Source organism: Symplocastrum torsivum, from assembly GCF_059505465.1.
The window spans coordinates 26,429-48,390 of the sequence record NZ_JCACKQ010000044.1 but is presented as its reverse complement, the minus strand read 5'-3'; the positions used below and the strand labels follow the sequence as shown (position 1 = coordinate 48,390).

The window sequence follows — 21,962 nt, the reverse complement described above, 5'->3', positions numbered from 1 at the left end:
GACGGCTGGCTTCGTTTCAAGCTCCCGGATTAATCCATGGAAACCTAATCTAAAGTCTTAATCCCGAATCACTCTTCGCGTAGCAGGTGCGGAGCGCGTAGACCTCCGAGAAAGTCCTTAGGGTTTAATCCAAACGATTGAGGCTATTTAAGATTGGAGTAGACCGATGGTCTTTTAGCCATCGCGAAGACTTCCAACCCTCACGCCCCAACAATCGTCCATTCAAAATCGGATGAGTCGCTTTGCGGCAAGGGCAATGGGTTACAGTGACAATAGACAGTCTTTAATTATTCTAGGTTCTAGGCGTCCGTTCACAAAATCTGTTCTTGAAAAGAGTGTATGTAGTTTATAGCCATGTGCGCTTTTCTCTTGGCAGTGGTGTAGAAACAGCGCCACGTTTGAAACACGGTGAAACGTTTATGTTTACTCACTTTAGAGTTCGTTATCCTAACGGCAGCCTAGTCACTGAGCTATCAGCAATTGATCATGGTAAGTACATCGTGCGTTGTTTAGTTCAAGATGGGGGAACCACCTTAGTGACAGGTCTTGCTGCTGCCCAAACAGTTGAATTGGCAGAAGATCAGGCAAGAAGCCGCGCTTTAGCGATTTTAGGTATTGACACAACAGCTACTGAGGAAAAGGAAACTCACCTCGAAACTCGTGAGGTGACGGTTCCACTCAACCCAACACTCCATACTTCTCCCACAGTCTCAGACGCTACCGCAGCGCTATCAGAAAGCCTCAAAACAACTCAACCGACTCAGCTTCCAGACGCTCCGGTAGACAATAATGGTAGCCATGTGTCGCCAATTGAGCCAGCAGAAGTGACTGCGCCTCCTGTTGTGGAGGTTTCCACCAAAACCCAGCGTCGGTCAAAGCGCGAGAAAGTGACTGACGTTACGCCAACAACGCCACCTGTCGTTGATGAAATTCCGTTTGCTGATGAAATTCCCTCAGTTGAGGTTGAACCCTTTGAAGAGGCTGAACCTTCTTTGGTAACAGCAGAGATGTCCCCGACTTCGCTAAATGACACTTCAGCCGAGTCTTACTTGCCCAGCGAACCTGAGATAGCGACTAGTGAACCACCCATTCCTAGTACTCCTATTGATTTTTCTGACATCATTGCCAGAACAAATGTGGAACTCAAGCGTTTAGGCTGGACTAATCAGCAGGGGCGTGATTATCTGGTACAAACTTACGGTAAGCGATCGCGTCAGCTTCTAACCGACGCTGAATTACTTGACTTCCTACATCATCTCGAATCTGAGCCAACACCGGAAGATTAAGTATGAAGTGTTGTTTGTTGTTGGTTACTTGTTTTTTGTATTCTTTAACAAACAACAAATAACCAACAACCAAGCAGACAATTCACACCTTTAGTGTTATCTATCCAACCGCAACCGCTGTACGTGTTGCCGAGGGACGGCGTTCAATCACTTGGTCAATTAAGCCGTAGTCCTTCGCTTCTCCAGGCGACATGAAAAAGTCACGCTCTGTGTCTTCCTCAATCCGCTCCATTGGCTGACCCGTGTGTTGTGCCAAGAACTCGTTAAGCCGCTGCTTGTGGTAGAGAATTTCTCTGGCTTGAATTTCAATATCCGTCGCCTGTCCTTGGGCACCGCCTAGGGGCTGGTGAATCATGATTCGGGAATGTGGTAAGCTCATCCGCTTACCCTTTGCTCCGGCACTTAAGAGGAAAGCGCCCATACTAGCGGCTAAGCCCAGACAGATTGTACAGACATCTGGACGGACTTGATTCATCGTATCGAAAATGCCCATACCCGCTGTCACAGAACCGCCGGGAGAGTTGATGTAGAGGTAAATGTCTTTTTCAGGGTCTTCAGCTTCTAAAAATAGTAGCTGAGCAACAATTAAGTTTGCCAAGTCAGAATCAACCTGTTGTCCTAGAAAGACAATTCGCTCCCGTAGAAGACGAGAGTAGATGTCAAAGGCGCGTTCACCACGCCCGGATTGTTCAATAACTGTGGGAATCATGCAGTACAGCCGTTTGTATCTCTTTAGTTAGATTGTAGCGATTGCCACGATAGGCTGTTGTTCCTGAAGAAGGGGAGTAGGGTGCGTCATCACGTACCCTACTACGAGAGAGGTTCTGTGTAAGTCCTGAACTTATTGTTTACGGTACCTCTGACAAAACCTTGGGCGTAACAGGTTTAACCGTTGTCCACGGGAAAGATTTGTACTTCCAGTAGAAACCACCTAATACCAACAACAAAATCACGAGTGTACCTGTCCCAAGTGGGCTAGGAAGCCAAAACACTGCTTCAATATGGTTCAACTGACCCGGCTTAAGCGTCCACAATAGCTGATGCCCGTTATTGTAGGCTTCTGGGCTAATCGCATTGTCCGCGTTCTGGATACTACGTGCGCCCCAAGGTGTTTCTAAACTAAACTGCAAATTTAACAGTGAGTCGGGGCTAATAATGACGTTGCCATTGCTTGAGAGGACACCTAGCGATCGCAAATCTACGTCATAACTGAAATGATTACGATGCCACAGTAAAAAGTTACCTTGATCAATGTGGAACTTAGAATCAAAATCGGGTAAATCTACCGCCTCAACTGGCTTAGATTTAGCATCTTTCTTCACAACCGGATTGAAAAACTGGTTAAACTTTGACTCCAGTTCCGCACCGCTACTAAACGGAATGGTGACAATAATCTCCTGATTGGAAAGACGCTTCGTTCTACCCTGAAGCTGCTTTGCTCGACCCTCAATACTTTTGAGCCATTCCCGTACCTGAGAATTGCTAAAGTTCGTCAGGCGTTCTTCCAGCTTGATATGCTGAACAATCGCGCCGTGATGCTGACCTTCAAAATTCACCCCGACATCGTACCTAACACAACCAGAAAGCAACACCGATGCCAGCAAAATTACCCAAAGCACACGCAAGCGCCCCAGAGTTTGACGGATAAACAGCAATACATCAAAAGTCACTCGTTTCACTCTCGTCCCCTCCTTATCGTTCTCGTCTTCGCCGCGCTTGGTTAATGCCTCTTCACAGTTCACTCAAAAAACTACTCACGAGCAGCAACCCCTAACTGCCCAAACAAGAGACAGGGTAAATAAGCACTACCACCGACCCATTCCGGCTTATCGCCCAAATCTACCAGATTTTTGAAGGCTTCAAAAATACTTCCGGCAACCATCGTATTCTTAACGCGACCAACAATCTCCCCTTTTTCAACCTTATAGCCCAAATCCAGGTTTACCGAAAACTCTCCGGCTAGTTGATTCGATTGACCTGCACCCAGCACTTGATCGACAATTACCCCTTCTTCCATACCTGCTATCAAATCAGCAGTGGAAGTCTTCCCAGGCGACATACAGCCATTCACCAACTCGGTTCCTGGACGAGATAATCCACCTCGGAAACCATTCCCCGTCGGCGCACAACCCGCACGGGCTGCCCAACGCCGATCCCAGTAAAATTCCTTCACAATGCCCTGTTCAATCAGCACTTTGCGCGTCGTTGGTGTCCCCTCATCATCAAACGCACAAGCAGAAGAACCAATACTAGGGTCTTCAAAAATCGTTAAACGCTGATCAAATAGCTGCTCCCCAACTTTACCAGCCAGAGGAGATGCCTTTTGGAAAACCGCTTGACCGGAAAGAATGGTCTTAAACAACCGTCCAATCGTACTAGCTGCTGCTGTGGGGGTAAAAAGTACTGGAAAAGTTCCACTCTTGATTGTTGCTTGCTGCTCTGAGTGCTGATACTTTTGCAAAAGTTTTTGGAGGAGGTGTTCATAGTCAGGGATACCATCGTGCACCACGTCGTAGGTGTAAGCTTGGAGAAAATCTTCCCCTTTAACCAAGTTTCCTGACAGCGATGCACTAACAACCTGATTAAAGCGTGAACCATAAGCGTTGCCCGTCGTCGCAATCTTGACAGCGCCAGAGCGGACATGAAACCCGACATCTACCAAAATATCAGGGTTGTAGGCATGAATCTGCTCAATCAGACGCTCTCCCACCTCTACAAATTCTTGAGTTTTCGGTGGTATGTAATCTGTTTCAGGGGCACTCAGTTGGACATTACTCGCAAATTCAAACTCAGCCGGGTCACCAATTTCTGAAGTCTGTACGGCAGCAGCAACTAAGTCATCTAGTCGGGTTAAATCTGTGGAACTTGCAAATCCGATCCGACCATTACAAATGACACGCAGCGCCACACCCTGAAGGGCTTTTGTGGAGAGTGACTTTAAGCGATTATTTTCAAACTGAATCGGCGTGTCTTGGCTTGAAAGGTAGTAGACTTCAGCCGCATCGACGTGCTGAGTCGCCAGTGTCAAAATCTTCTCTAGCGTTGCATCGCTCACAATCCAGACTCCCGCTTTACCCCTACAGATTTTAACCTGACTTCAATGCCAACAAACTTAATCTCCTCTGCTCCTCCTGCTCCCCCTACTCTCTCTCTCGTCCCTTTCTCTTGTTCCCTCTGCCTTGATTAATCTGCCACAACACTATTCCGCTAATTCCTCCTAGCACTGTAGCCACAGGAATAACTAGGGATAGCTTTGGGTCTATCATCGCTCTTTCTATCGAAACCTGCTGGATAATCATCACAATCAGTCTCACAATGGCGCCAACCCCTACCCCAATCCAGGCTCCAGTTAAGCAAAGGTTAATCAATAAAGATGATTCCAAGGCTCTAGACGTGAGCGTTCCTATAACAGCAGCAATAATGAAGCCAAATAAGGCTTCCGTGAACATCACAAAAATTAGCCCAATGATTAAGTCTGCCATGGCAAATCCCTTAAGTTAACCTACCGCCATACCCAACGACTGGGTGTAAGGGCATTCTTCTGGTTCAAAAACTAAACCAAATCAGTCCACCTACTGTTAGAGTAAGCGCAAGCAGTGCTACCCAGATAAATTGATTATCTTTGGTATTTACCTGAGTGAGATCGACGGGTTTTGGTTCAGGTTGTTCTCGTGGTTTGCGGGTAGCAACCGTGTTAACACTACCCCGACGTTCTTTAGGGTCACTTTCTGCGATCGCACCTAGGTCGGGAATTTTTGTCATCCATTCCGAAGGTCTGGCTAGCTGGGGGGCTTGCAGAATATAAAGTAAGCGTTTGCCTTCTTTACTCGTTTCCGGATCAGGATGACGACTAAGTTGCTGACAAAGAGCGATCGCTTCTGTTTTTTGCCCAGCCGCCTCATACGCTGTCACTAACCACATTTGTGCCTCTCCTCCCAAGCGAGAGGTTCGCCCCATCAAAGCACTTGCTGCTTCCAATCGCTGTACAGCGATGCGATAGTCACCGCGTTCAAATGCCGCTTTCCCTGCCTGGTACTCAATGAGGAATTTTTCCTTGTTTTCTGAACTCACGTTTCGACTTTGCTGATCTACTTTACTTAAAGCTAACGAAGTAGGCGTGCAAAATAAACAAGACCCGGAATACAAGGTAATCAGTTCTTCTGTGCCTAGCTGAAAAACTCTGAGGCAACAATCATTGAGCCAATCCCCTCATCGGTAAAGATTTCCAGGAGTAGTGCATGGGGAATGCGACCATCAATAATGTGAGCCGCCCGAACGCCTTGAGCAAGCGATCGCACACAACAGCTAACCTTCGGAATCATCCCACCGCCAACAATACCAGCACTAATTAAATCTCGTGCTTCTTGAATGCTTACCTTGGGAATCAGAGTCGAGGGGTCTTTATAATCCTTCAATATCCCCGATGTATCGGTAAGCAAAATCAACTTCTCTGCCCCTAGAGCAGCAGCAATTTCACCAGCAACAGTATCCGCATTAATATTGTAGGCTTGCCCCGTTTCATCGGCGGCAACACTCGACACTACTGGAATGTAGCCACTGTTGCCCAGAGATTCTAGGAGATTAACATCCACACTGCTCACTTCCCCAACAAAGCCAATTCCCTCTCGACCTTCTGGACGGGCTGTGATGAGATTCCCATCCTTGCCACATAGTCCTACAGCTTTACCACCAGCACGGCTAATCAGAGAAACTAATTCTTTATTGACCCGACCGACTAATACCATCTCCACAACATCCATTGTGGGGGCATCAGTTACCCGTAAACCATTTTTAAATTGTGGCTCAATACCCAGCTTCCCTAGCCAACTATTAATTTCTGGGCCACCACCATGGACAACCACAGGTCGCAAACCCACACAGGCTAAAAAGACAATATCGCGAATAACTTTATCCTTCAGGGTGCTGTCTTTCATTGCAGCACCACCGTACTTAACAACTACCGTCCGACCAGTAAATTGCTGGATGTAGGGTAAGGCTTCACTCAGCACCCGCACACGGGTTGCTTCAGCTTGCCTAATATAATCGCTATCGTGAAGCATGGGCAGCGAACCTAGAACAAAAAACACCTCCAAAAAAGTTTAATTCATTTTGCACAGTGCTGATGAGGTAAGAGTGGCGGTAAAAAATCCGACTTTTAAAAATTTTCTTTTTTAGTGAATATCACTGACTTTGACTGTTCACAGTTAACAGTTAGACTAATTTTTTCAAGAAATCTCTTGTATTTACCTGTATGCACAGACATAAGCTCCTTGTTTTTCTGGAGGTTCTTTAGCCCTGTGCAAGTCTCGCTTCCTCTAGGCTATCCTGGCTCTAAGCCAACGCTCTGGGAAGGCATGAGTTATCAGTGATGCAATTGAATCAATAAGAACACTTCCGGAACTAACAACAAAGAAGTGGTAAACCTGCAATATACCTCTAGACGGAAGCTAGATTTTCATAATAATGTTTGAAACAATCACGAAGCAACTAAAAGCAGACCACTTCGTTGTCTGGTTCAACAGTTTCACTGTATTACTATTTTTTGCCCTTTCTATCTATGTCAAGCTTTTCGATAAAGGGGGACAACTTGTACTACTTTTTGAAGACCCTTTTTCAGCGAATCGCCCCTACATTGGAACCTTCTCCGCCGTATCTGATTTACTGTGGTGTGTAGCTGTAACAATCTGTCTATGTAGCTTTGGATTACTACAAGCAATTCGACCTGGGCAAAAAGTAAATTTCTTTATTTTGTGTTCTGCGATCACAACTGGAGTCTTGCTGATAGATGATGCCTTCCGAATCCATCTCATCGTCGGAAAGATTGGTATTTCCAAAACAATAGTGTATTTATTCTATGGCACTGCAGCACTGGTCTATGGATTCACTTTTTGGCGCATCATTCGAGTAACACCCTATATTTTGCTAATTCTCGCCGTGCTTTTATTTATCTTCTCTGCAATGGTTGACACAACACCTCTGCCAGGAGAAGGAAGTGTTGCAATGCTAGAGGATGGCACAAAGTTATTAGGGATTATTAACATCACCCTTTACTTTAGAAATGTCTGCTGGCAAGCTGTGTTAGAAACTCTTAGTGTATGGAAACGTTGAACAGTTAGGTGATCGCATCTTCAATGTCTCATTTGGAAGCGCTGATTGAAAAGCTCAGTCGCTTTGGTTCAACAGTTACCTCAATTGTGTTGTCCTCGCCTGTGAAGCTACGAGGAATTAAACCACAGCGGTTGTGATCAGAAATTAGGCTGATTCTTGCTGGTGCCAAAGTATATTCCAGCGTTTTGTCCAGATTTGGGACAAAAATGAATAATGCTCCTCGTACTGGGTTTTGTGAAGTTTGAAATCATCTTCGATGGCAAGCCATAGCGATCGCAGTTGTTGCCACGTTGAGCAGTTTTGAATTTGACAGGCGACAGCATTTTGCCACTGTTGCAGTTTCCGATAGCTGAGGAATTGTCCGCCTTTATCTTGGCGATGGATAAAGAGAACGTATGCCCAACATTCGACTCGCACAATTAGGTGTTGGGGAATTTTGAGGAGTTGTGCGATCGCGCTTATGGTAATTCGGAATTTCTGGGCAGGTTGGAGGCGGCGAAATAATTTGGTCATGATGGCTTTACTCCTGGGTTGACCTCTCCCCCAGCCCCTCTCCTGCAAGGAGAGGGGAGTTAGATTCATGCTCCCCCTTCCCTTGCAGGGAAGGGGGCTGGGGGGTTAGGTCTTCATCTTCTGGCGTAACATCAAACATGATTTCAAAAGGAACATTTGGAATCAGTTGTTTCAAGATTCTTAGATGACCCTCCGCGTCAACTCGACGGCGAAAGCGTCCGACGATTCGCATCTGGACATCGGACACGGCACGGATGATGCACCACGGATTCAGCTTGTCTTTGTAGCTCATAGGGATTCTGTGCGATCGCATTTTCGCGATCGCAATGCTTGGTTTTTGCAGATATGACACCCAGCCAGAACAGGCAGTTGCCGTTCAATGCCGAACGGAATTTACCAGACACCTGCTGGTTGGTGGTAAGCGTGACAATTTATGTAAGACACTAACAAAGGACAGGTATCTTAGAAGGTCTGAAGGTGACTAAGCCAGACAGTAGCTTTCTAGGTCACCTGCCCGTTTGTACTATCTATATTATCCAAGCACGCTTGGAATTAACTTGTCAAGTCTGCTTGGATAACTATGCTTGGAAGAAATGACAGAAGAACGAGAGTCGGCTCTGAGGAAGCGCAGAGAGGAATTAGGCTTAACTCAAAGAGACATTGCACTAGCTCTGGGTAAGACTGATCAAACCATCAGCAATTGGGAGACAGGTATATACGAGCCAAAGATGACGCCTCGCGAAATAAAAGCTCTTTGTCGGTTACTGAAATGGACTTTAGAAGAAATGCCTGATGAGTTTGGAGTGCCGCGATCGCAATCAGAGGACGCCTAGGTAAGTAATGAGCGTTATTGACAATCTGTGGGTTTTGGTGATTACGCTTTTAGTGAGGGTGCGCTCATAAAGCAATGGAGAAGAATCTTACTCTGTTCATCCTCCACTTTTCTTTACCTGTTGCAGTTGTTCAACACACTTGAGTACAGTCAGTTTATTAAAAAGGTAAATTTTACAATTAAATCTCTATTAATTTTTTTGTGAAATAACTTATAAATTCTTGTAGAACTTCACTTGAGTTGATACATACCTGCCAGTTTTCAGGAGAAAGTTTATCGTAATTGACTACTAAGTATGTGTCGCTTTCACTCAGAGTATCGAGGTTAAATTCATCCAAAAGAAGGCTAGGGGCAGCGACACACATGGGGGGATCATCATATTCCCAATAACAAGTATTGAGTTGAAAGTCACCTACTGTTTTTTTTTCAGCTTGCAATGAGTTCCAATAGTTACGGTGAAGTGAGTTTAAGAAGATATCTTTTTTACTAGGTAATACTAAGAGCCTTGCTTTTGTAAAAAGATCTGCCTCTCCTAACACAAAAGTGTATTTCCAATACTTCAGGTTCAATAAATGTGGGTCTAAGATATCTTGACGAATAGAAATGCATATACCATCTTTACGTTGCGATAGAATGAGTTGATGCGAGTTAGCTTTTTTTTCGTAATTCTTGAGCTGATACCCTACGTCTTGAAATGCTCTGTTAATCTTAAACTTTTGGTTAAAACCAAGTTGCTCAAACATCTTAGTAGCTAAAGACATCAAATTCTCCCCTGAACCCGCCTTGCTCTCTACTGATTCTTGGGGCGGCTTGGCGATCGCCTCTTCACTTTTAGCTAAACCAGGAGAAGCAAATATTGTTTTTCCGGCTGCCGAGTCACTATATCGATCAATTTGTTCCAGTAACTCTTGTTCTGTAATTCCTAATCCCTGTGCAAGTTGCTGACGTGTTTTTTTTCTAGGTTCTGCAATTTCATTTCCTGGCTTGGGATTGAGAAGTTTACTCACGTAGCTCTGTTGTAGTCCAGCTTGTTTGGCAAACTGTCGATCACTCAGGTTTTTCTCACGTAGTAACTGTTTTAGAGCCGCTCCAAATAACTTAGCTTCTTTAGGTTTGTACATCTAAAATTCAACCGTTGAAATTCAACCCGTGGAATGCTTTCAACCTTCCGAGACAATAATACTCGCCCTTAAGATTGGGCTGTAATAATTTAGGTATGCTATCAATATGGTAAACCGGGCTGGCAAACCCTATCCCTCTGTCATTGACCCAAGAACAAACAACCCAATCCCGTTTCCATCGGGGGATATAGTTAAAGTTCCGAAGTCCGACAGAGTACCGTGGGGAAGAAAAGAGCGAGGGGAGTATATCGCAGAATGGTATCGCAGAGGTTACGACACCCCTCCCGGAGGCTGGAAGCCATATGATATCCACCACATCAAGCCCAGAGAATACGGTGGAACCAACGATTTCGACAATCTTGTCCCTGTTTTGAGACAGGTTCACATTGATGAATTCAATTCCTTCTGGCGGGACTGGTAGCAACCAACTATGAACGAGCAAGACATCGAAAAGTTAATCCATACCATTGAATCCATAGGCGTTGTCGATTCTCCAGATGTGTCGATCCCAATGTCAATGCATTGTCAGGTTCTACCACCCCAACCTTGGGATAAAAAAGCATTTGAGGAGTCTCTGGGAATTACTTTGCCCTCAGCTATCATCCACCTCTGGGATAAAACATCCGGCTTACGTCTGTTTGAGGATATAACCTATGGGCAGTGGGGTTTGATATTTTGGTCTGCCAATCAAGTTATTACCGAGCAAGAAAAACGGATTGCCCAAAGAAAAGAAGATTTCTATCCAGGAGACTTAATCGTTGGTGAGTTTCTGGGTGATGCAGACCTTTTGGTACTGAGGTGCGATCCGACTTCCCCAGACTTCAGCAACGTGATAATTGCACTACCTTTGGATTCTCGTGAAGAATGGTATCTTGCCGCCAACTCCTTAGAAAGTTTCTTGAGTAAGTTTCTAGCAGCCAAGGGAGACAAATTTTGGGAGAATCAATCCCAACTTACGGCTTGAGTAACACGCACAGAAATAAGGCAAAGCAATTGTCAAATAAACAAACTAGAACTGACCTTAAAAAATTCTCCCATAGCCTTAGCTTGCTCCTGCGTTATCTCCTGCTTACCCTCAATCACTTCAGCAACAACCTCTTCAGAACCAATAACATCCACCAAATCTTGCTGCTTTATATCTTGCTGCTCCATCAAGAAAAGTAGTATCGAATGGGGAGTAGAAGCTTCTCCAGGTGAATAAAACTCTCGCTCAAACTTTTCTATCAAAGTGATGAGTAACTCATAAAGCTCATTTTCTTCTAGACTCCGATTTGGACGGTGCATTAACTCTTCTACAATTGCCAAAGCTCTCTCATTTTCCTCTTCCGTTCTAATCAGCTTTGGTTGATGCTGAATCAGTAACTCAGTATATTTATCTGGATTAAAAGTAAGAGTCATTTTTCCAGGTATCCTTATCGTATTCCGCATGAGTCAGAATATATTTGATGTAAATTAATTGTCTTTCATAATCTATACTCACAATTAATCGGTAGTTATTGCCCTTAATGTTAAATATAGTAAAGTTCCCGACTGCTTCCGCTGTTGGAAAAACTGATTGAACCTCAACTAAGTTAGACCAATCTGCCTTGCTAGCAATTTTATACCAGCTATCTAAAGCCTCACGACAATTACCGTGCTTTTTACTATATTCACGCAAGCGTCGGTAGCTGATGACGTGCATTAGCCAGAACCTACCTTAGTTAAATGAGTCTTATCATAAAAAAATAATTCTATTATTCAACTACACTAAAAGCCCCTGCTGAATAAGCAAAGGAAACGCGATCGCCTTTGTGGAATGAGCCACCGTTTACCCTACCACTCTCAAGGCTGGCTAGAGACCATAATCTCATCAACCATCAACTCTAACTCTATAGGTCGAAGAGACTTTCTACAGTGGAGTGCTAATCTGCTGGGGTTAATAGGGCTATTGCTGGCAAGTTGTAAGCCTACCAGCAACCGCTCAACCTCAACGCAGTTGCAAACACAATCTGTCAATAAGACGATGAAGATTGAGAGTACAGCTTTTATAGACAACGGGATGATTCCGTTTCTATACACTTGTGATGGTCAAGATATCTCCCCAGAACTCACTTGGGATGCCCCACCAGCAGGAACCCAGAGCCTCGCTTTGATTGTTGATGACCCCGATGCTCCAGATCAAACCTTTGTCCACTGGGTTCTCTACGATTTGCCCCCTGAAATCAACCAGTTACCTCAATCTGTTGGCACTGAACCGACGCTATCGGGTGGTGGTATCCAAGGAAAAAATGATTTTGGCAACTTCGGTTATGGAGGTCCTTGTCCACCGACAGGCGTCCATCGCTACTTTTTTAAACTCTATGCCCTTGACCGGGAACTAGGACTGGAGGCTGGTGCGACCAAAGCCAAGGTAGAGGCAGCAATGAATGGTCATATTCTTGCTGCTGCCGAACTCATTGGACGCTATGCACGTTCTTAAATTAAGCAGGCTTTAAGTAGTTGAACAATTAGAGTAGAAATTTAAAAGACCTAGCTGCTAAAAATTAAAGCCTACGCCCCAACTTCACCGCTGTACCAGTAGCTGTGATGAGTAACAGTGCGCCTTTTTGGTCAATATTTATCGTACCTGTGTCGATTTCAACGCCAATCACAGCATCAGCACCTAAGCGTTGGGCACGTTGTTGTAATTCAGCGATCGCATCCTGCTGACCTTTCTCAAAAACCCGCTCATAACTGTTGGTACGCCCACCAATTACATCACGAATTCCCGCAAAAAAATCTCGCAGGGCATTGGTACCATAAACGACCTCCGCCGTAACAATTCCCAAATATGTTTCAATAACTACACCTTGAATGACATCCGTTGTTGTTACAATCATCAACTGTCTATCTTAAAATCGTCTTCGAGAATTTCGAGCCAGTTTTCTGGCAACGATGGAAGCCCTTTCCCAGGACGATTAGTTCCTGATCAAAGGCTTCCGTAATCGTAACACTGAGAAATTGCACCGAATACATACGAGAAAATTAACTGTGCAAAAACAGATTCCGTTTCTAGTTAGTAGCCTGTTGTTAACTGGGTTATTTAACACACAGCTACTAGCCGTCCACGCAAGTCAACCTTTGGTACTGAGCCAACGACAAACCAACGAACAGCTCAATGAACTCCTTCGTAGAGGGCGAGAGTTGGTAGATGCAGGGAATTATGAGCAAGCGATCGCAACTTATCAACAAGCGGCCTCCCTAGATCGGCAAAATCCTAGGATTTTTTCCGGTATTGGCTACTTACAAGCGCGTCAGGGTAACTTTCGAGAAGCAGCCAAAGCTTATCAACAAGCGATCGCACTTGACCCCAATAACGCTGAATTTCAGTACGCGCTAGGTTACAGCCTTGCCAATACTGAGGATAATGCTGGTGCAGCTACTGCCTATCGCCGTGCCATTGGACTCAACAGTAATAACGTCAACAGTTATTTAGGTTTAGGTTTTGTGCTGCTGCGACAGAAAGACTATGACGGCGCTGTCGATGCTTATCAACGAGTGGTTGAATTTGAGCCAGGAAATGCCCAAGCTTATGAACTGATGGGTTCAGCACTGTTACAGGATGGGCGCACCCAGGAAGCGATTAAGGCACTTCAACAGGCAGCAACACTCGCTCCCCGTCAAGGCAGTGTACAGCTAAGTTTAGGAAACGCTTTTTTGAGCGAGGGTAATGTGACGGCTGGACTAGGCGCTTTTGAACAGGCAGCCCGCCTAGCCCCACGCAATGCTCAAGTTCACCTCCAAATCGGCAAAATTCTGCAATCACGAGAGGATTTCACTGGAGCCTTGCAAGCCTTTCAACGAGCGGCTTCTGCGGAACCAAATGCAGTGGAAGCCCATGCCGCCATTGGCGAACTCATGCTGGAGCAAAAGAACTATTTAGAAGCGATTGTTGCCTATCGACGCCTGACTGAACTCGCTCCCCAAAACCCACAAGCGTTCTACAACTTAGCGGTAGCTTTAAAAGAACGCGATCGCACCAGAGAAGCGATATCGGCTGTAGAAAAAGCCCGTGACCTTTACCAAAGTCAGGGCAACAAAGATGGTGTTAAACAAGCTGAATCCCTCTTAGATGAACTCAAATCCAGATAACCGGATGCTGCGGTTAGGGACTACCCTATCGCAAACCTATTAGTATTTTTTGCGGGACTTCTAGCGCCGGAGAAACGGCTGAGGGCTGAGTAGTGGTGGGATTCATGTGTGCTATGAGGTTAAGCACAAATGTAATAGTAGCGGCTTGGAGAAGTCTTTTGAACATCGTAGGCACTCCTCTATCTCGATTTTCATTGATTAGATTACGTCAGGTGATAATAACCGTACTTCATCTGACTGATTCACCCAACCGGATGTTTCTTGGTAATGCTACCTAATGAGAAATTCCGTGCCAAAGGTCTACGTTCCGCCTTTTCAACTGGCACACAATTGGGATCGAAGATTAAAGATTGGGGATTTCTGCTATAGCAGTCGGCAAGGCAAATAGAACAAAGCTATATATTGAAGCCAAGACCCGTCATTCTCTGCCTTCTGCCTTCTGCCTATAACAACCCCTCTAACTCCAACGACTCGACCATTTGAAGCCCACGAGGGTCCCCTACTCTCAAAAGTGCAGCCTTGGCATCTTCCTGAACTCCCATATCTTCATCTTCAGCAAAGGCTTCAATTAAGGCATCAATTGCACCCGCATAGACAGCATTAGACGGAAGTTGCCGACACAGTTGTCCTAATGACCAAGCACAATTACTCCGCACGGCAGCTATAGGGTCTTGCCTGAGGGCAGTAATAAGTGGCGGAATTGAGGCAACAATATCTTCATATGCCAACTCAGCCATCTGCGCTAGAGAACTAGCTGCCCACAAACGCACGGCTGAAATATCCGTTTTTAGCGCGTCAGTGAGAGAGGGTAAGCTACGGCGATCGCGACAATTACCTAATGCCCAAACAACGCCTTTACGGACATAACCATTCCAATCGCAATTAAGCTGATTAATCAATGGCTCTACAGCACTTGGACTCGGATTACGTCCAAGCGCATAGGCAGCACTCACCCGCACTAAGGGACAAACATCAGTCAACAGTCCAATCAGATGAGGAATCGCCCGCTCATCCTGAAGTTCACAAAAGGCTCTCGCCGCCAGCATCCGTTGCGGCGTTTCTGGTGCCGTCAAAAGGGCAAGCATCGCTTCTGGATTGGGCTTATGAGCCTCTGATTCGGCATCAACTGGCTCTAAGTTATCCAGAGGGCTTTCTTCTAGCTCATCCGCCGTATCAAGTAGGCTTAGATCGTCATCATCATACATACCTGATAAAGTATCGTATCCAATCCGATTAGACCACCCTCTTCTTGTGTCATTTAACCGAAAAAATGCAAAACGTTAAGAAAACTAACGTTCGAGCGCTATTTTCTAAGTTTCAAAACCTGAATTTGGTATTGGTATAGTAGACGACACCAAGAATTTAGTTGATAGACGAGTTTGCTGATGTGCTTAAACAAAGGGGGGTAATGTGACCGACCACCTAGAGCCATATCGACGGATGGTTCGTTCGATGCGATTTTCTCCCCCGCTTTCCTTAACCCAGTTGTCTCAAAAGTCAGTGGCTCATCTGCTGACAACAGAGCCAGTTGATTCATGGTCTAAGACAACTCTCCCTGACACTCATGTGCAGTCCGTTTCGGAACCACCGATTGACCCTTCCGAACATGCGGTAGCGTTAATTCGTGAGGCAGTTCGGAAACCAACAGTGCTTCCTACTACTTATGTAATTCTAGAAAATATAGGCGATCGCATCAGTCGATTGACTACCCCGAAGCCTCTTGCTCCCGTTACCATCCCCTTCAAAATTCCTCAAGCTGATGCCAACACAACGGCTATCCAGACGAGTGAACCTGAGTCTGTTCAAGCTGACAGCAGCGAGTTAATAGACGATACACCAGTTGTAGCTGTTGCTCAACCTGTTGAAGTTGAAGACACGCCTAGTCCTAAGGCTGACGAGACAGCATCTACGGTTATCACTGAACCTGTGGAAGCGGAAGAAACATCTGACGAAAACACAGTTGCGGTTTTCGCTCAACCTGTTGCAGAGGAAGACACATCGGCAAACGATGCAGCCGTTGTCACTGAACCTGTTGCAGAGGAAGAAATACTCGACAACAATCCAGTTGTTACTGAATCTGTTGAAGTTGAAGAGACACCCAGCGATGCCTTAGACAACAGTCTTTCAACCGATGTTATCGACGAATCCAGTGTCCTAACAAAAACAGTATCCGAAGTTGAGACCCCAGCCGTTGAAACAGAAGACACTCAACCACCAACACTCCTCGATAGAGTTTCCTCTGTGGTTGAGGCAGTTTCAAATGCTTTCAAGAAGCCGGATACTGAGCAGAATGATTCAGATGCAGTTGAAGAGCTTGCAGCGCCAGACTCAGTAACAACTGAGACGGATACCACTGAAGCCTTGACAACTACTGTACCAGCACTAGCACATGAAGCCGCCGAAGAAACTTCGGCACCGACGCTTGTAGAGAGAGTCTCTTCTGCCGTTGAAGCCGTTGTAACCACTCTCAAAGACATAGCTGTCGATCAAAAAAACTCTGAGCCAGTGATTGAACCCACACTAGCGAAGGATGACAACACCTTAGACAGCCAGATTAGTGAGATTACTTGTCCTAAATGTCAGTCTACCGATATTCGGAAGAACGGGCGTCGTCAGGACAAACAACGCTACTTCTGTAAAGACTGTGGAAGACAATTCGTAATCTCTAGTCTGGCAAAAGAAGAGGATAATCCAGAGCTTGATAAAAGCGCCTCTGTTGAGACTTCAAACATTGAAGGCTCCCAGGCGAATAAAGGAGTTACTAATAGCCACTCGAAATCATCCAAGCCCAGCAGCAAGAAAAAAGCGAAAGCGAAAGGATTTGGTAATTCTAAAGCTAAGTAGACGGATGATATCTTCGCATATCTTAGTATAAACTCTCAATATTTCTGACATTTACATTCTGCGTCTTTGAGTATCTGCTCGAAGACGTTCTTTTTCTTGGGCTGACGGCTCATCTCCTTGTAGTTGGTTACAGCTACAGATAGCCCAGTTTCTGAGCTAATATTCTCTGTAGTTAGCAATACAAAGTTCAAGAAATTGACAAAAACCAAAGAACAAAAAGGCAAATTGTTTTAAACTATACTGAAAATTTTGCGTCTGCCTCAAAAGGAAAATATTTGGGCTAATCTTATAAAAATCTGATAGGTTCTTAAGACAGTACTTATTGGAAAAACTGGGTAGCCAATAGAAGCGAATCCAGCGAGGGGTATCCTCTGTTTTTTGTCAGGGTGCGTAATGTTCTGGCAAGAGTAGATTAACTTAGTCAGTGGGGAAAAACATGGAGGCATTAAAAGGACGAGATTTTTTGGGTCTAGCAGACCTTACTCCTGATGAAATTCAGGAATTGTTGAAACTAGCTGCTCAATTGAAAGGTAATCAAGTGAGTCTACGGTGCAACAAGGTATTGGGTTTGCTGTTCTATAAAGCTTCCACCCGCACAAGGGTTAGTTTTTCTGTAGCAATGTATCAACTCGGTGGTCAAGTGATGGACTTGAATCCCAACGTTACGCAGGTTGGACGGGGCGAACCAGTCATTGATACAGCAAGGGTTTTGGATCGGTATCTCGATATTTTGGCAATTCGCACGTTTGAGCAGAAGGAGTTAGAAACGTTTGCTGAATATTCTCAGATTCCGATTATTAATGCCCTAACTGATTTGGAGCATCCTTGTCAGGTTTTAGCCGATTTGTTGACGATTCAGGAGTGCTTTGGAGAACTATCGGGTGCGACGTTGACTTATCTGGGAGATGGCAATAATGTTGCTCATTCACTCATGTTGGGGTGTGCCCTTGTGGGAATGAATGTTAGAGTTGCTACACCACCAGCCTATCAACCGGAGCAGGGTATTGTAGAACGGGCGAAGCAGATTGCTAATGGCAGGACACAAGTGATGCTTACCGATGACCCTGTTGCAGCAGCTAAGGGTGCTCATGTTCTTTATACTGACGTTTGGGCGAGTATGGGTCAGGAAGCCTCAGCTGATGAGCGAATTCCTGTTTTTCAGCCCTATCAGGTGAATGAACAACTGTTGGCTTGCGCTGACTCTGAAGCGATTTTGCTGCATTGTTTACCCGCTCACCGGGGAGAAGAAATTACCGATGAGGTTATGGAAGGTACGCGATCGCGTATTTGGGATCAAGCCGAAAACCGAATGCACGCACAAAAAGCTCTACTCGCATCGCTTTTGGGAGCTGATTAATATGAAAAATGGCAAATATAAAACCTAACTACTGGACAGATGAGGGGTTTTGGTAGTACGAATGTTCTATAGGTAGTAAAAACCAACACATGACTAGTTGATGAGTAATGAATAATTTTAATTCAAAACTCAAAACTACTAAATACATTTTTTCCACCCCTGTAACGTTATGGAATCCCTCACTGAAGCCCAGCAACAACTTTATGAATGGCTGGTGGACTATATTCGCACCTCCCAACATGCGCCTTCAATCCGGCAGATGATGCGAGCGATGAATTTACGCTCACCAGCACCCGTCCAAAGTCGCTTGGAACATTTACGAAACAAAGGATATATTGACTGGACAGAAGGAAAAGCCCGTACAATTCGGATTCTTGGTGGTACATCTGTAGGTGTGCCAGTACTCGGCGCGATCGCAGCAGGTGGTCTTGTAGAACCCTTTACGGATGCCGTTGAGCAACTGGATGTGTCTTCCTTTTTCCGTCACCCAGGTAACTTTGCGCTGCGGGTAATTGGCGACAGCATGATCGAAGACCTGATTGCTGAAGGGGATGTCGTGATTATGCGGCCTGTCCCTGACCCAGAACACCTTAAGAATGGTCTAATCGTCGCGGCACGAGTGGAAGGACAAGGCACGACCTTGAAACGCTTCTACCGTAAAGGTGAGCGGGTGACTCTTAAACCTGCTAACTCCAAGTACCATCCCATAGAGGTAGCCGCTGCAAGTGTCCAGGTACAAGGAGTTCTGGTCGGTGTCTGGCGTGGTTACGAAGTCGCAGACCAACCAGTCGCCACAAATCAGCCACGGCGATAAGACTAGCTCGAAAGGGAACCTTCCTATGGGATGATGACTCCAATCAATAGTTATCATCCCAATTACCTGTGAAAGCCATCCAATCTCTTTTACAAGTTTTTCAAAGCCGCAAGATGGTTGCGCTTCTATTCCTGGGCTTCGCGTCAGGCTTACCCTTGTTTTTGACAAGCCAGACGTTGCAAGCCTGGATGAGCATAGAAGGTGTCGATCTGGGTGCAATTGGGCTGTTTAGCTTAGTAGGCTTGCCCTACTCGTTGAAATTTATCTGGTCACCCTTGCTTGACCGATTTGTGCCGCCTTTTTTGGGACGGCGGCGAGGTTGGCTTGTGCTTACGCAAGCGGCGTTAATTTTTGCGATCGCAGCAATGGCGTTGCAACGTCCCAGTCAAGCCCTACAGTTCCTCGCTATCAATGCCTTAGTAATCGCTTTTTTCAGTGCCTCGCAGGACATTGCCTTTGATGCCTACCGTACAGATGTTCTAGAACCCTTAGAGATGGGGGCTGGTGCAGCGGTTGCCGTTTTAGGTTATCGCATCGCCCTGCTTGTTACTGGTTCTTTGGCGCTGATTCTTGCCGACCAAATTCCCTGGCCGACAGTTTATCTCTTGATGTCGGCTTTGATGGCGATCGGGCTACTCACATCTTTCTGGGCACCAGAACCCAGAAACCCCCGAACACCACCCGCTTCCTTAGCCGATGCTGTCAGCTTGCCATTCATTGAATTTTTTCAACGCTCCGGTTTAGTCCGAGGCATTTTAATTTTATTGTTCATCGTCCTCTATAAATTAGGTGACGCTCTAGTCAACAATATGTCCAAGCCGTTTTTATTACCAAACACGGGCTTGGGCTTTAGCCAAACAGAGATTGGAGCAATTCAAGGCGGCATGGGGCTACTGGCAACAATTGTTGGTACCCTAGCGGGTGGAGTAATCCTTAGCAAAATCGGCATCAATCGCTCACTTTGGGTTTTTGGCATCCTGCAAGCAGTGAGCAACTTTACTTATTTTCTCTTGGCACAAGTGGGGAAAAACTATTCCTTTCTAGTCCTTACGATCAACATTGAAAATTTTTGTGCAGGGTTAGGGACAGCCGCGTTTGTTGCTTTTTTGATGAGCCTTTGTAACCAGCGCTTCTCCGCCACACAGTATGCTTTACTATCAAGTTTGATGGCAGTCAGTCGCGATATCCTAGTCGCTCCGGCTGGGACTTTAGCAAAAGCGACAGGTTGGCCTTCATTTTTCCTGATTAGTATTGTCGCTGCCTTACCCGGATTACTACTGCTACCCGTATTTGCCCCTTGGAATCCTCGAAATGCCCCCGTACCTGTATCGGGACTGGAGGAAAAGGAAGAAACTGATGAGGTCTAATCTTGCAATTTTTATAGGAACGCTTCTGCTCTTCATTGCGATCGTTGCTGCGGCGATCTGGGGTTACATTCTCTCTCTTTTGTTCAGAGGATTCCTGACGATTAATCCTCAAACTGTTCTAGGAACGCTCATCCTCTTCATCACCGTTGTTTTACTGATTTGCGTTTTGTACTTCCTAATCAAGAGACAGCGAACATTAGCCTTGCGGCGAGTGACACCACTCCAGCCACCACCAACTACACTACAGCCGTTGTTGCTGCCACGAGACACCGCATCTCAGTCAAGTCTGAGTTCACCGAGTCCTGAACTCCAAAACCAACTCTACAGTATGTTGGGTGGCGATCGCGAACGGGCAGAACGCTTAGTTAATCAAGCCAAGAACAAACATCCTGGGATGTCGGAAGATTGGTATTGGGAAAAAGCGATCGCCGACTTAGGACGCGATCGGCGATGACGTTTTTTATAAATCGCCTAAAAATCGCTAGACTAAACAGCAAGGGCTTAACAAATCTTCAGCTAAGCTCTCACAAATATTCCGCTTTTACAGCTATCAATATGGCTATTTTTCGTCAATATGTTGCTCCATTTCTTGTATTGCTGGTGTTTTTGGTAGCGCTGTTGGCAGTAAGCGCTCGAATTTTCTTACCTTCAGATATGGCAGCCCCTGCACCGATTGAAGACGTTGAGTCTGCCAGTATACAATCACCCAAAAATGATCTAGCGCCGAGGTTGCCGACGGTGGATGTGCCAACGTTACCGACTTCCGCTGGTTCTGTTGAAATTAAATAGCTGCTCACGGGTGAGTTATAGCAGCAAGCCGTCAGCTATCAGTTATCAGCTTTTCGTTTTCTTGCTCTCTCTCTTTTTTCATTGGCTTGAGCTGTACCTCATCCAACTCAAAACCGCTATATCCACTCAGCTATTGAACATTTAACCCTTTCCCTAAAAGCAGCTAGCTAAGTATGCAATTTAATGCATAACAGTTTATTACCAGGCTACCGACTTCGTATTGGTTCAGGGCGGGAACGTCCAGCCTTAATGAAGTTCCTAGAACTCAGTTACCAAGAGCTTTTCCCAGAGCAGGACGATTTTTCCCATCTGACGGAAACGGTGGAACGGTACTTCTCTAGGGAAACGCCCCTTTTGTGGGTTGAGTTAGATAATCCAGAAGCCTCACCGACTGTTGTACACTTAGCACAGAGTCATCCTGTCGCTTGTCTTTGGCTAGGAAATGCGGTTGATCAGGTACAAGGCGATCGCCATGCTCATGTTTTTTTACTTTATGTGATGCCAGAACATCGTCGTCGAGGAATTGCCAAAGCGCTGATGCGTCATGCTGAAGACTGGGCAAGGGCAAGAGGCGATTTTCAGATTGGGCTTCAAGTCTTTCAAAGTAACCAATCAGCTCAGGGTCTTTACCATCAACTAGGCTATCAAACTCAATCACTTTGGATGGTTAAGCCCCTTCATCACTCCTAATACTGTTTCACGTTTAATCGGTTACATAAGCTGATGGGGGATGGGGAGACAAAGAAATAAAGCAATAATTTTAAAGATTTGGGGAACCAGGCTGAGAAGTTGTTAATTGTTGGTTGTTGGTAATGTGAGGG

28 protein-coding genes are annotated in these 21,962 nt (G+C 45.5%); 14 read left to right on the top strand and 14 right to left on the bottom strand.

The genetic code is table 11. The features are described from left to right. The first annotated feature begins 335 nt into the window (after window positions 1–335). The gene (locus AC5JL3_RS13885) at window positions 336–1,286 is read left to right on the top strand and encodes a slr1353 family protein (RefSeq protein ID WP_496075040.1); all 951 of its coding nucleotides are present in this window, start codon (window positions 336–338) and stop codon (window positions 1,284–1,286) included. Between the two features lie 100 nt (window positions 1,287–1,386). Here the strand turns inward: AC5JL3_RS13885 and clpP are convergent, their stop codons facing one another. The 6 genes from clpP to argB form a co-directional block, all read right to left on the bottom strand. Next, a complete protein-coding gene (clpP, locus tag AC5JL3_RS13880) occupies window positions 1,387–1,995 on the bottom strand; it encodes an ATP-dependent Clp endopeptidase proteolytic subunit ClpP (RefSeq protein ID WP_192222111.1) in 609 nt (202 codons plus the stop codon). Between the two features lie 139 nt (window positions 1,996–2,134). After that, on the bottom strand, window positions 2,135–2,965 hold the full coding sequence (locus tag AC5JL3_RS13875; protein WP_496075033.1) for a DUF3153 domain-containing protein: 831 nt from the start codon (window positions 2,963–2,965) through the stop codon (window positions 2,135–2,137). A 71-nt stretch (window positions 2,966–3,036) separates the two neighbouring features. Then, window positions 3,037–4,341: a TldD/PmbA family protein gene (locus AC5JL3_RS13870; protein ID WP_496075032.1), complete on the bottom strand. Its 1,305-nt coding sequence runs from the start codon at window positions 4,339–4,341 to the stop codon at window positions 3,037–3,039. Between the two features lie 85 nt (window positions 4,342–4,426). Beyond that, entirely contained in the window at window positions 4,427–4,768 is a 342-nt protein-coding gene (locus AC5JL3_RS13865) for a hypothetical protein (protein ID WP_496075031.1), read from the bottom strand. A 64-nt stretch (window positions 4,769–4,832) separates the two neighbouring features. After that, on the bottom strand, window positions 4,833–5,357 hold the full coding sequence (locus AC5JL3_RS13860) for a hypothetical protein (protein ID WP_496075030.1): 525 nt from the start codon (window positions 5,355–5,357) through the stop codon (window positions 4,833–4,835). Window positions 5,358–5,452: 95 nt separating this feature from the next. Continuing rightward, window positions 5,453–6,346, bottom strand: coding sequence for an acetylglutamate kinase (argB, locus tag AC5JL3_RS13855; RefSeq protein WP_192222116.1), 894 nt, complete (start codon window positions 6,344–6,346; stop codon window positions 5,453–5,455). Between the two features lie 403 nt (window positions 6,347–6,749). On the opposite strand from argB, the gene AC5JL3_RS13850 reads away from it, so the two are divergent. Beyond that, window positions 6,750–7,394 carry a DUF8692 domain-containing protein gene (locus tag AC5JL3_RS13850; protein WP_496075029.1) on the top strand — a complete coding sequence of 215 codons (645 nt, stop codon included), beginning with the start codon at window positions 6,750–6,752 and terminating at the stop codon, window positions 7,392–7,394. 144 nt (window positions 7,395–7,538) lie between these two features. Here the strand turns inward: AC5JL3_RS13850 and AC5JL3_RS13845 are convergent, their stop codons facing one another. Then, complete coding sequence (locus AC5JL3_RS13845; protein ID WP_496075028.1) at window positions 7,539–7,907, bottom strand: hypothetical protein; 369 nt, start codon at window positions 7,905–7,907, stop codon at window positions 7,539–7,541. Window positions 7,908–7,914: 7 nt separating this feature from the next. Then, window positions 7,915–8,259, bottom strand: coding sequence for a hypothetical protein (locus tag AC5JL3_RS13840; protein ID WP_496075027.1), 345 nt, complete (start codon window positions 8,257–8,259; stop codon window positions 7,915–7,917). A gap of 241 nt (window positions 8,260–8,500) precedes the next feature. Here AC5JL3_RS13840 and AC5JL3_RS13835 point away from each other — a divergent pair, with 241 nt between their 5' ends. Then, window positions 8,501–8,740, top strand: a complete 240-nt coding sequence (locus AC5JL3_RS13835) for a helix-turn-helix transcriptional regulator (RefSeq protein ID WP_496075039.1) — start codon at window positions 8,501–8,503, stop codon at window positions 8,738–8,740. Window positions 8,741–8,918: 178 nt separating this feature from the next. Here the strand turns inward: AC5JL3_RS13835 and AC5JL3_RS13830 are convergent, their stop codons facing one another. Continuing rightward, window positions 8,919–9,860 (bottom strand): helix-turn-helix domain-containing protein, encoded by a 942-nt coding sequence (locus tag AC5JL3_RS13830; RefSeq protein ID WP_496075026.1) that lies wholly within the window; start codon window positions 9,858–9,860, stop codon window positions 8,919–8,921. 106 nt (window positions 9,861–9,966) lie between these two features. On the opposite strand from AC5JL3_RS13830, the gene AC5JL3_RS13825 reads away from it, so the two are divergent. After that, a complete protein-coding gene (locus tag AC5JL3_RS13825; protein ID WP_496075025.1) occupies window positions 9,967–10,281 on the top strand; it encodes an HNH endonuclease signature motif containing protein in 315 nt (104 codons plus the stop codon). 9 nt (window positions 10,282–10,290) lie between these two features. Next, window positions 10,291–10,824 (top strand): SMI1/KNR4 family protein, encoded by a 534-nt coding sequence (locus tag AC5JL3_RS13820; protein WP_496075024.1) that lies wholly within the window; start codon window positions 10,291–10,293, stop codon window positions 10,822–10,824. Between the two features lie 32 nt (window positions 10,825–10,856). Here the strand turns inward: AC5JL3_RS13820 and AC5JL3_RS13815 are convergent, their stop codons facing one another. Both AC5JL3_RS13815 and AC5JL3_RS13810 read right to left on the bottom strand, forming a co-directional pair. Next, on the bottom strand, window positions 10,857–11,258 hold the full coding sequence (locus tag AC5JL3_RS13815) for a helix-turn-helix domain-containing protein (RefSeq protein WP_496075023.1): 402 nt from the start codon (window positions 11,256–11,258) through the stop codon (window positions 10,857–10,859). Then, on the bottom strand, window positions 11,242–11,541 hold the full coding sequence (locus AC5JL3_RS13810) for a type II toxin-antitoxin system HigB family toxin (protein WP_496075022.1): 300 nt from the start codon (window positions 11,539–11,541) through the stop codon (window positions 11,242–11,244). Before AC5JL3_RS13810 ends, AC5JL3_RS13815 begins: the two co-directional genes overlap by 17 nt. Window positions 11,542–11,655: 114 nt before the next feature. Here AC5JL3_RS13810 and AC5JL3_RS13805 point away from each other — a divergent pair, with 114 nt between their 5' ends. After that, window positions 11,656–12,318 carry a YbhB/YbcL family Raf kinase inhibitor-like protein gene (locus tag AC5JL3_RS13805; RefSeq protein ID WP_496075021.1) on the top strand — a complete coding sequence of 221 codons (663 nt, stop codon included), beginning with the start codon at window positions 11,656–11,658 and terminating at the stop codon, window positions 12,316–12,318. Window positions 12,319–12,382: 64 nt separating this feature from the next. Here AC5JL3_RS13805 and AC5JL3_RS13800 read toward each other — a convergent pair whose 3' ends face one another. Then, on the bottom strand, window positions 12,383–12,718 hold the full coding sequence (locus AC5JL3_RS13800; protein ID WP_192222125.1) for a YbjQ family protein: 336 nt from the start codon (window positions 12,716–12,718) through the stop codon (window positions 12,383–12,385). A gap of 151 nt (window positions 12,719–12,869) precedes the next feature. Between AC5JL3_RS13800 and AC5JL3_RS13795 the strand changes: the two genes are divergently transcribed. Continuing rightward, window positions 12,870–13,970, top strand: coding sequence for a tetratricopeptide repeat protein (locus tag AC5JL3_RS13795; protein WP_496075020.1), 1,101 nt, complete (start codon window positions 12,870–12,872; stop codon window positions 13,968–13,970). 25 nt (window positions 13,971–13,995) lie between these two features. Here AC5JL3_RS13795 and AC5JL3_RS13790 read toward each other — a convergent pair whose 3' ends face one another. Together AC5JL3_RS13790 and AC5JL3_RS13785 are read right to left on the bottom strand one after the other, a co-directional pair. Then, window positions 13,996–14,136: a QAALIT motif small membrane protein gene (locus tag AC5JL3_RS13790; RefSeq protein WP_496075019.1), complete on the bottom strand. Its 141-nt coding sequence runs from the start codon at window positions 14,134–14,136 to the stop codon at window positions 13,996–13,998. Window positions 14,137–14,413: 277 nt separating this feature from the next. After that, window positions 14,414–15,175, bottom strand: coding sequence for a HEAT repeat domain-containing protein (locus tag AC5JL3_RS13785; protein ID WP_496075018.1), 762 nt, complete (start codon window positions 15,173–15,175; stop codon window positions 14,414–14,416). A gap of 205 nt (window positions 15,176–15,380) precedes the next feature. Between AC5JL3_RS13785 and AC5JL3_RS13780 the strand changes: the two genes are divergently transcribed. The 7 genes from AC5JL3_RS13780 to AC5JL3_RS13750 all read left to right on the top strand — a co-directional run bounded on the left by AC5JL3_RS13780 (window position 15,381) and on the right by AC5JL3_RS13750 (window position 21,831). Then, window positions 15,381–16,814, top strand: coding sequence for a transposase (locus AC5JL3_RS13780; RefSeq protein ID WP_496075017.1), 1,434 nt, complete (start codon window positions 15,381–15,383; stop codon window positions 16,812–16,814). Window positions 16,815–17,250: 436 nt separating this feature from the next. After that, complete coding sequence (gene argF / locus AC5JL3_RS13775) at window positions 17,251–18,171, top strand: ornithine carbamoyltransferase (RefSeq protein WP_496075016.1); 921 nt, start codon at window positions 17,251–17,253, stop codon at window positions 18,169–18,171. A gap of 169 nt (window positions 18,172–18,340) precedes the next feature. Further along, entirely contained in the window at window positions 18,341–18,985 is a 645-nt protein-coding gene (gene lexA, locus AC5JL3_RS13770; protein WP_192222131.1) for a transcriptional repressor LexA, read from the top strand. 68 nt (window positions 18,986–19,053) lie between these two features. Beyond that, the gene (locus AC5JL3_RS13765) at window positions 19,054–20,352 is read left to right on the top strand and encodes an AmpG family muropeptide MFS transporter (protein WP_496075015.1); all 1,299 of its coding nucleotides are present in this window, start codon (window positions 19,054–19,056) and stop codon (window positions 20,350–20,352) included. Further along, window positions 20,342–20,806, top strand: coding sequence for an ABC transporter permease (locus AC5JL3_RS13760; protein WP_192222133.1), 465 nt, complete (start codon window positions 20,342–20,344; stop codon window positions 20,804–20,806). The genes AC5JL3_RS13765 and AC5JL3_RS13760 overlap by 11 nt, the downstream gene beginning before the upstream one ends. 101 nt (window positions 20,807–20,907) lie before the next feature. Further along, window positions 20,908–21,141 carry a DUF8624 family small hydrophobic protein gene (locus AC5JL3_RS13755; RefSeq protein ID WP_496075014.1) on the top strand — a complete coding sequence of 78 codons (234 nt, stop codon included), beginning with the start codon at window positions 20,908–20,910 and terminating at the stop codon, window positions 21,139–21,141. Window positions 21,142–21,324: 183 nt separating this feature from the next. Beyond that, window positions 21,325–21,831, top strand: coding sequence for a GNAT family N-acetyltransferase (locus AC5JL3_RS13750; RefSeq protein ID WP_496075013.1), 507 nt, complete (start codon window positions 21,325–21,327; stop codon window positions 21,829–21,831). Window positions 21,832–21,962 lie beyond the last annotated feature (131 nt).